This is a genomic window from Companilactobacillus versmoldensis DSM 14857 = KCTC 3814 (genome assembly GCF_001434295.1).
GTDB classification, from domain to species: Bacteria; Bacillota; Bacilli; order Lactobacillales; family Lactobacillaceae; genus Companilactobacillus; species Companilactobacillus versmoldensis.
Genome location: NZ_AZFA01000009.1, coordinates 86,311 through 95,344, shown reverse-complemented (window position 1 = coordinate 95,344; position 9,034 = coordinate 86,311). Strand labels below are relative to the sequence as shown.

7 protein-coding genes are annotated in these 9,034 nt (G+C 39.8%); 2 read left to right on the top strand and 5 right to left on the bottom strand.

Annotated elements, in window-relative coordinates:
* Positions 1 to 165: 165 nt before the first annotated feature.
* Together guaA and coaA are read right to left on the bottom strand one after the other, a co-directional pair.
* Complete coding sequence (gene guaA / locus FC27_RS06360; protein ID WP_010624645.1) at positions 166 to 1,716, bottom strand: glutamine-hydrolyzing GMP synthase; 1,551 nt, start codon at positions 1,714 to 1,716, stop codon at positions 166 to 168.
* 82 nt (positions 1,717 to 1,798) lie between these two features.
* The gene (gene coaA, locus FC27_RS06355) at positions 1,799 to 2,725 is read right to left on the bottom strand and encodes a type I pantothenate kinase (RefSeq protein ID WP_010624646.1); all 927 of its coding nucleotides are present in this window, start codon (positions 2,723 to 2,725) and stop codon (positions 1,799 to 1,801) included.
* A 95-nt stretch (positions 2,726 to 2,820) separates the two neighbouring features.
* Between coaA and FC27_RS06350 the strand changes: the two genes are divergently transcribed.
* Together FC27_RS06350 and FC27_RS06345 are read left to right on the top strand one after the other, a co-directional pair.
* Positions 2,821 to 3,402 (top strand): SGNH/GDSL hydrolase family protein, encoded by a 582-nt coding sequence (locus FC27_RS06350; RefSeq protein ID WP_076613332.1) that lies wholly within the window; start codon positions 2,821 to 2,823, stop codon positions 3,400 to 3,402.
* A 12-nt stretch (positions 3,403 to 3,414) separates the two neighbouring features.
* A complete protein-coding gene (locus FC27_RS06345; protein WP_010624648.1) occupies positions 3,415 to 4,050 on the top strand; it encodes a GPP34 family phosphoprotein in 636 nt (211 codons plus the stop codon).
* 50 nt (positions 4,051 to 4,100) lie between these two features.
* Here FC27_RS06345 and galE read toward each other — a convergent pair whose 3' ends face one another.
* The 3 genes from galE to helD all read right to left on the bottom strand — a co-directional run bounded on the left by galE (position 4,101) and on the right by helD (position 8,678).
* Positions 4,101 to 5,075, bottom strand: a complete 975-nt coding sequence (galE, locus tag FC27_RS06340) for a UDP-glucose 4-epimerase GalE (protein ID WP_010624649.1) — start codon at positions 5,073 to 5,075, stop codon at positions 4,101 to 4,103.
* 130 nt (positions 5,076 to 5,205) lie between these two features.
* Positions 5,206 to 6,207 (bottom strand): tRNA dihydrouridine synthase, encoded by a 1,002-nt coding sequence (locus tag FC27_RS06335; protein ID WP_010624650.1) that lies wholly within the window; start codon positions 6,205 to 6,207, stop codon positions 5,206 to 5,208.
* A gap of 161 nt (positions 6,208 to 6,368) precedes the next feature.
* Positions 6,369 to 8,678, bottom strand: coding sequence for an RNA polymerase recycling motor HelD (gene helD / locus FC27_RS06330; protein ID WP_056938084.1), 2,310 nt, complete (start codon positions 8,676 to 8,678; stop codon positions 6,369 to 6,371).
* Between the last annotated feature and the right edge of the window lie 356 nt (positions 8,679 to 9,034).

Sequence of the window (9,034 nt, the reverse complement as noted above, 5' to 3'; positions counted from 1 at the left end):
TTTGACTTAGAGCCAAAATTTCTGGCAAACATACGCAAAAAAAGGGAGCCACTTTACAATATGCAAAGTGACTCCCTTTTTTTGAAATTTTACGATATATCGCAAGATTAGTTAGTTTTTTCATAAAAGTGAGTTATACGATTTATTTCTACTATAATCACTTTTTTATTCCCATTCAATAGTTGATGGCGGCTTGCTTGTAATATCGTACACTATACGATTGACGTGGTCGACTTCGTTTACGATTCTTACGGAGATCTTTTGCAAGACGTCCCATGGAATCTTGGCGAAATCGGCAGTCATTCCGTCGATTGATGTAACGGCACGGATTCCGACTGTATAGTCGTAGGTTCTGCCATCACCCATTACTCCGACTGAACGGATACCTGGTAAGACTGTGAAGTATTGCCAAATATCTTTTTCTAAGCCGGCGTTTTTGATTTCTTCTCTTAAAATCAAATCTGAATCGCGGACGATTTGAAGTTTGTCTTCAGTGATAGCACCGATGACACGGATTCCAAGGCCTGGGCCTGGGAATGGTTGTCTCCAAACTAGGTCATGTGGCATGCCTAGTTTTTCGCCTAATTCACGTGTTTCGTCCTTGAACAATGTCCGAAGTGGTTCGATCAACTGGAAGTTCATATCTTCTGGAAGTCCACCGACATTGTGGTGAGATTTGATTGTTTGAGCTGTACTTGTACCACTTTCGATAACGTCAGTGTAAAGTGTTCCTTGAGCCAAGAAGTCGATTCCGTCGAGCTTTTGAGCCTCGTCGTTGAAGACTTGGATGAACTCGTTACCGATGATCTTACGTTTCTTTTCAGGGTCAGTTACACCTTCAAGTTTATCTAAGAAACGTTTTTGAGCATCAACTTTGATGATATTTAGACCAAATTTGCCTTTCAAACTGTCCATAACTTGGTCAGCTTCACCCTTACGGAGCAAACCGTGGTCAACAAAGATGCTAGTTAGTTGCGTTCCGATAGCTTTATGGAGTAGAACACCTACAACAGATGAATCAACACCACCAGAAAGTCCCAAAAGAACTTTCTTGTCGCCAACTGTTTGTCTGATTTTTTCGATTTGTTGATCGATGAAATCATCCATTGACCAGTTAGCTTTGGCACCACAAACGTCGAAAGCAAATCTCTTCAAGATGTCTAGTCCGTATTCAGTATTACGGACTTCGGTATGGAATTGAACACCATACATCTTCTTGTCATCATTTGCGATCGATGAAATTGGCGCATTCTTACTAGTTGCAACAACTTTGAATCCTTCTGGAGCCTTGCGAACAAGGTCACCATGACTCATCCAAACGTATTGCTTCTTAGGTAATCCCTTGAAGAGAACGGCTGAATCATCAGTTACTTCAATGTCAGCTTTCCCATATTCACGGTTGTCTGCAGATTCGACTTCACCACCGAGGTGATAAGCCATCAATTGCATACCGTAACAGATCCCTAAAATAGGAATACCTAAATTGTAAATATCTTGATCAATTGTAAAAGCACCTTCGTCATAGACCGAGTTAGGTCCACCAGACAAAATAATACCCTTAGGATTGATTTCTTTAATGTCAGCTGCAGTAATCGTGTTAGGCATGAGTTCAGAATAGATTCCGAAGTCACGAATACGACGAGTGATCAATTGATTATATTGACTACCGTAGTCGATAACAACGATGCCGTCAGCATCTGGCCACTGTTTGCTCAAATCACAATCCCCTTTTTCTAATTTATTTCTATATATTGTATATGATATATCGTTTTCAGTACAACCCTAAAGCCTATACTTTCTAATATTTCCGCAAAAATACCTCATCGATCTCGTGATGACCAGACTTGTGCAAGATGAGATCGGCCCGAGAACGAGTGGGTTCAATGAATTCCTGCAAATTAGGATAATTTATCTCATTCCAAACGTCTTTTGCCATTTGGATGGCGTCAGTCTCAGGCATTTGGGTAAACTGATAATAATAACTATTAACATCGGTCTTTGCCATCTCAAGCAACTTTTCGAACCGATTTAAAAACCAAGTTTCAATATCCTTGGCATGAGCATCGATAAAAAGCGAGAAGTCGAAGAAATCACTGACATAGATATTAGTGTTTTGAGGTAGCTGTAAAACATTGATTCCCTCAACGATCAAGATATCAGGATTATTGACTTCTTCGTATTTATCAGGAATGATATCGTAAATATTATGCGAATACAAAGGGTACCTGACTGGACCAGCCTGGGTCTTCACGTCGCTAAGAAATTGGATCAACTTCGGCATATCGTAAGTTTCCGGAAACCCTTTTTTCTTCATTAGGCCTTTCTCTTTGAGGACTTTGCTAGGATATAAAAAGCCATCGGTCGTCATTTGACTGACGACGTACTGTGGATAGGCTCTTTCCAGCATGATCTTCAAAAGGCGGGCGGTGGTGCTTTTGCCGACGGCGACTGAACCAGAGACGCCGATGATGAACGGCACTTTATGATTGGGCATGCCGATGAATTCACTTCGTAATTTGGTCAACTTGCGAAAGTTTTTTAAATAAACATGCAATAAATGACGGATCGGTGCATAAATGACTTTGACGTCTTCGATGGAAATCTCATCATCAAGTGACTTGATCTTGCGCAACTCAGCATCAGTTATTGCTTGATTGTGATGTTCCCCATGAAAATTCTGCCATTGTTCACGGGAAAATTGATAATAATTGGACAAATCTTGCATATTTTCGACCTACTTATTGATTGTTAATTAACTTTTACCGTTTTTCTGGTATTCTAATATAGTATAGAACATTTTTATAGAGGATTTTATATCAAATGAAAAGAATAGTATTATTTGGTGATTCTATCATGGCCGGATACCATGATGGAATGATTAGCAGTGTGCTAACTAACCGGATCAAAAACGCCTTTCCCGCAGATAAAGTGATCAATTTATCTGTTCCTGGCTATAAGACCAGTAATGCTCTTACCGTAACTAAAAAAGTTGTCAAATTGAAACCTGATATTTGTATCGTTGGCTTAGGGGCAAACGATATTTCCATTATGGATGAGATAAAACCGGGAAAATTTTCCGCCAATTTAACTTATATTCTGGAGGAGATTGGTCATCAAAGGACGATCTTGCTCTCCCCACCCTACACTAATTGGCAAAAAAATCCCGACCGTCCGTGGACGCGTCAATTACAATTTGAATTGGTAACTGAGCATTTAAGCAAAGAATTTAACGTTTCCTATGTGGACTTACTTCACAAGATGGCCGCACAACCTCACGTCGATCAGCTGCTTCAAGCCGATGGATTGCATTTTACTGGCAAAGGTTATGACTTATTGGAAGAAATGTTGGTACCTAAGATCAAAGAGTCTCTGATCAAGATCAAGACTCCGGTTTCCAACTAAAAAGGAGCACTCATGGAATTAAATATCCCACAAAAGTATTTTATTTTATCATGCAATGAAAAAGGTAGCGTCCGGATTTTTAAGAATACCCGTCGTCGTGCCTTTTTAGCTGAAGCCTCGTTTTTTGACTTAGCTTTAAATGACGTCATCGATCTGACGGATAACAGCGTCATTATCAACAAACTATTGCCAAAAGACAAAGCTTATCTAAATGAATTTTTCCAGATCATCAACAAAAACCAAGGTAAAAGTGTCACGCACGTCTTACGTGCCATGGCTACCAAAGAACGGATCACCCAACAGATCTATAACGAGATCGGTGATTCTTTAGTGGATAAAGTCGATGTTACGAAAGCCGTTACTGGCGTGTTCCGCAAAACCAACAACTATATCCCTAACTATCAAGTTAAAAAAGATCTCGTCAAAGAAATGCGCAATGAGATCCTCAACGAGGAAAAAATCTCCGCTGATACCTTTGCCGTTTTATCGACGCTTTATGGTAATCACGACTTGAAGACCTTCTTCACTCCGTTTGAACAAAAACAACTCAAAACTAAAATCAAGGAAGCTTCGATCGATCCGACCTACGACAAATTGATTTCTTTATCAAAGCGTTTGAATCGAGTCGTCTTAACCGTTCTTGGTTAACAATAAGGGCACAAATCCAAAATGGATTTGTGCCCCTTTTCTTTTCATGATTAAACTAATTCTTCACCAGCTAAACTGTGGACCGGATGCCACTGAAGGATTTCTTCCGCCTTGGTGATATTGGCATAACTGACCGGAGCATCCCCTGCGCGACGGCCTTGATAAGCGACCGGAATATCTTGGCCACTGAATTCTTCAAAAATATCTTTCAAGCCTAAAACAGTCACACCATTGCCACAACCAAGATTAAAGACTTCAAAACCATCTTTGGCATCGGCCAAGCGTTTCAAAGCCGCAATATGTCCACGAGCTAAGTCAGTGATATGAATGTAGTCGCGAACTGGCGTGCCATCGATAGTGTCGTAATCACTGCCATAAATATCCAAGTGATCACGATCACCAGACAAAACTTCCTTGATAGCATCATAAATATTGTTCGTCATCACACTACTAAAATCATCCAAAAGGCCCGAGCCATCTTTACCGATCGGATTGAAGTAACGCAAAGAAATTGCACTCCACTCTGGATCAGATTTAACGACGTCACAGATGATCTGCTCACTTTGCAGCTTAGTCATGCCATAAGGACTGACCGGAACAGTTGATGATTTTTCATCGACTGGCAACTCTTCAGGATCACCATAAACACTCGCCGATGAGCTGAAAACAAGCTTTTTGACCTTAGCAGCTTGCATTGCCGTCAATAGATTGATGATGCCAGCAACATTATTTTGATAGTATTTCAAAGGATTCGACACAGACTCAGCTGTTACCTTGTAACCAGCCGCATCAATGACTGCATCGATCTTATTATCAATCAAAATTTTTTCGATTGCCACGCTATTTTGAACATCGGCCTCGAAATATATCACTTCTTGGCCAGTTAATGTGGTCAATTCCTTGATACGCCGTGTATCCGATGTGGAAAAGTTATCAACGATAATGGGATTGAACCCTTCTCTAAATAAAGACAGGTAAATATTTGAACCAATATAACCTGCACCACCAGTAATTAATACATTCAAAACTTAGCCCCCAAAAACGAAACAACTTATTTTCATTTAATGATTTTACATAAGTTTAACATGTAATTTTTTCATAAGAATACATTCTAGAAAATTGTTACCATATCTTAATTAAAAATAATCGGTTCGGTCATTCATAACCGTTTTCTTCAATCTTATTAATGATCTTGCGAGCATCGTCAGTCGTCTTAGTCGACATCAGGTCGTTTCTGATCTCAGCAGCATGTTTCATCCCTCGAACGTAGATCTTGAAAAACCTTTGTAACGGCGCAAAATGTCCCGGAATACCTTTAGCAACGAACTCGTCATAGAGATCTAATTGGTATTTCAACAATGACAATAATTCAGTCGTTGAATGTTCCTTCGGCTCTTTTTCAAATGCAAAAGGATTGGTAAAGATACCACGTCCGATCATGATCCCATCAACACCGGGGTGTTCTTGAGCTAATTTGATACCAGCACTGTAATCAGCAATGTCGCCATTGATCTGTAGTAAAGTGTCAGGAGCATATTTATCACGCATCTTGACCAAGTCGTCGATCAACTCATAGTGAGCTGGGACCTTACTCATTTCTTCTCTAGTCCGCATGTGGACCGTCAAAACTGGTGCCTGCTGTTTGAGTAAGAATGGGATCCATTCCTTATATTCGTCGATCTCACTGTAACCAAGACGAGTCTTGATAGTGACCGGCAAATCAGTCTCACGTGCCCCATCGATAACCTCTTGAGCAGTATCGAAGTGTCTGATCAAGTCACTCCCACTGTGGTTTTTGATCACTGCAATATCTGGACAGCCCATGTTCAAGTCGATGGCTTCATAGCCTTGCTTTTTCACTTCGACAACGGCTTTAGCAAAGTCTTCTCGTGAGTTGCCCCATAATTGAACGATCGGTTTAGGATTTTCCAAAGGATCGATATACAACCGACCCTTAGTAGTTTTTTTGGCGATCGGATGAGTGATACTCAAAGCATTAGTAAATTCAGTATAAAAAATATCAGGAGCAGCAGCCTTAGCTACCACGCGACGAAACACTGAACCAGTCACAGCTTCCATCGGTGCCAAACTGAAAAATGGTCGCTTTTCTTGTCGAGCCTTTTCGGCAATCCGATTCCAATATTCAGACTGTGTCATTCAGTCAACTCCGTTTCAAATCATAGTTAGTCTTACTTTAATGGTATTTGCATAAAATCCGCAAATATTAAGCCTACTAATAATACGACAAAAGCTAGCGACTGACAAAATTTTTCTCTCAATAAAAAAGCCAGTCCACAAAGGACTGGCTTTTTTATTGATTATTCAACTGTATAGTATTTTTCGGGAACACGTTGCAATAAGTGCGATAACTCACCGATCGCCGTCACTGTCAAACGGTGCATTGCCCGAGAAGTGATCGTATAGATCAATTGTTGTTCATCTTCGTCGAACTTACCTTTGGAAGCATCCCAAACGATGACCGCATCGAATTCAAGACCCTTAGCTAAATATGAAGGCAAAACGATCGTCCCGGCAGCCAAACGCTGATTTTCCGATTTGATCAAAGTAGCCTTAACATTTTCCTGCAACAAATCTTTTTGCAGAGCTTCAGCCTCTTCCAAAGTCTTCGTAATAATAGCCGAAGTGTAATTCTTTTGGTCATTTTTTTGCAGTTGGCTAATAACTTGTTTGATCGAAGTCGATTTATTGTCAGCCATCAGTACATTTGGCAAGTCGCCATTACGATTGAACGGTTCAATCGTCTGACCATTAGTCAAAATCGACTTAGTGTAGTCAGTGATCTGCTTAGTCGAACGATACGAGTGCGTCAATTGAACTACCTTAGTCTCGTCCGCATTAAACATCTTTTGAACTTCGGAAAGCAGAGTTTGACTATTCTTCTTCGTGAAGATGGACTGATTCAAATCACCCAACATCGTATAACGTGCACGTGGGAAATTATACTTCAAGTAGGCTAACTGGAACGGTGTGTAGTCCTGGATCTCATCAATAAAGACGAATTTCATATCCAACTCACCATGTTTACCTGTGACCAAATCATACAAGTACAAGTACGGAGTAATGTTGTTGATCGAGATCCGTTTGTTATTCATTCCATCAATAAATTCTTGAACATAGTCATCCCATTGCTCTTCGGTCACATCAAAAACTTTCAGATCAGCAATTTTAGGCACTGCTTGCAAGAAGTGCAAGTAATTAGCTGAAACATTGATGAATCTAAAGTGAACGATTTGGTTATAAACCTTTTGCATCATCTTAGTCACAATCTGACGTGCTAAGAATTTCTGTTCCTGATCACCATTTTTGAATTCTTGATCAGAAGTCCGATACATTGCTTGTAGTTCTTCTTGACTCAAGTTTTCTACTCGTTCGGCGACCCACTTGGAACGCATCTCAGAACCAATTTTGCGATGCAGCATCTTAGTCAAACGTTCAACCGTAGCATCGAGACGATTACCTAAGTTGTATTGCGGACCAAAGCTATAATAGATCTCAGCAATTTTTTCTTTAGAGATAAAGACTTTACCTTGGAATTTCAAATTACGGAAACTCATACCACTTTGATTCAACAACTCGCTATAGTTGGTCAACACCTTGAAAAATTCATTATCGGATACGAATTTCGAAAATTGCTTACGTTTTTGATTGTCGTCGTGTTCGAATTTTTCGGCTAACGTTTCGACTTGTAAGTGTGGCAGACGGCGGGCAACGTATTGAATGAAGGTCATCTGGACCATGTTTTGCTCACCCATCTCGGGGAGCACGTCTTTGATGTAGTCGTTGAACAGCATATTTGGCGAGAACATGACTACTTGGCTAGAGGTCAAATTGCCCCGATAACGATAGAGTAAATAAGCAATCCGTTGCAAAATTGCTGAAGTCTTTCCGGAACCGGCGGCTCCTTGAACGAAGAGCAGTTTTGACTTGGTGTTACGGATGATCTTGTTCTGTTCTTTTTGAATTGTTTTGACGATGCCCTTCATGTGGGTCGAAGACTTCTCATCGAGGACTTCGAGCAACATTTGGTCACCAATCGTTTCTTGGGTATCAAAATAGGAAGTTATCTTACCATTTTCGATCAAGAACTGGCGTTTCAAGAAGAGATCGACTTCTTGGTCGCCATCTGGTGATTGGTAGTGGACTTCGCCTAAGTTTCCATCATAATAAATCGAAGAAATCGGTGCTCGCCAATCGTAAATCAAAAAGTGATCATTGCCATCGGTCAAAGAGCTCATCCCGATATAAATCGTTTCGCGTTTAGTTTCGCCTTTTTCTTGGAAATCTAGACGGGCAAAATAAGGAGTCTTTTCTAATCGTTTCAAGACATCCATTCGTTGACGGTTTTGCTGCCAACTATTATTTCGTTCATCTAACATTTGTTGTTGTTGGTGGATCGACAAGGCCGCATCGAATGAGATCGAGTCTCCATCCATACCGACATGAATATCATCAAAGGCATCGTTTATGACTTCAAGATCTTCTTGTGCTATATCGATATGTTCTTGGAGCTTTTGTTCGGTCTGTTTAACTATCCCGATCACTTCATCAAGATGGTCTTGTTCAATCTTTTTCTCATCTAAGTGTTCTAATTCAGAATTGTTCGTCATAGTTACCTCGTAAATTTAAGTTATATAATGTTAACATTATTAAGATAATTATTCAAAAAATTGCACCGGTTTCATGCCTGATGGATGGCGAACGCTAGCCATTTGTCTACCTTGACGGTGATCAATTTTTTAAGTTGTTATTAATCAGTATTTCAGTAAGATTAAAAAAATTGCTTTTAAAAATTTTACCATTCAAGCAAACTAGCGGTTTACCTGACTATTTGAAGGAATTTTTTCCAAAAGTGACCTTTTGATATTATTTAAAATAATTTGGAGCATAATGAAAACAATATATTTATATTTGTTATACTATTATTGATATTTTTATTAAATTACTTGGGGAGTTGTTATGGGGA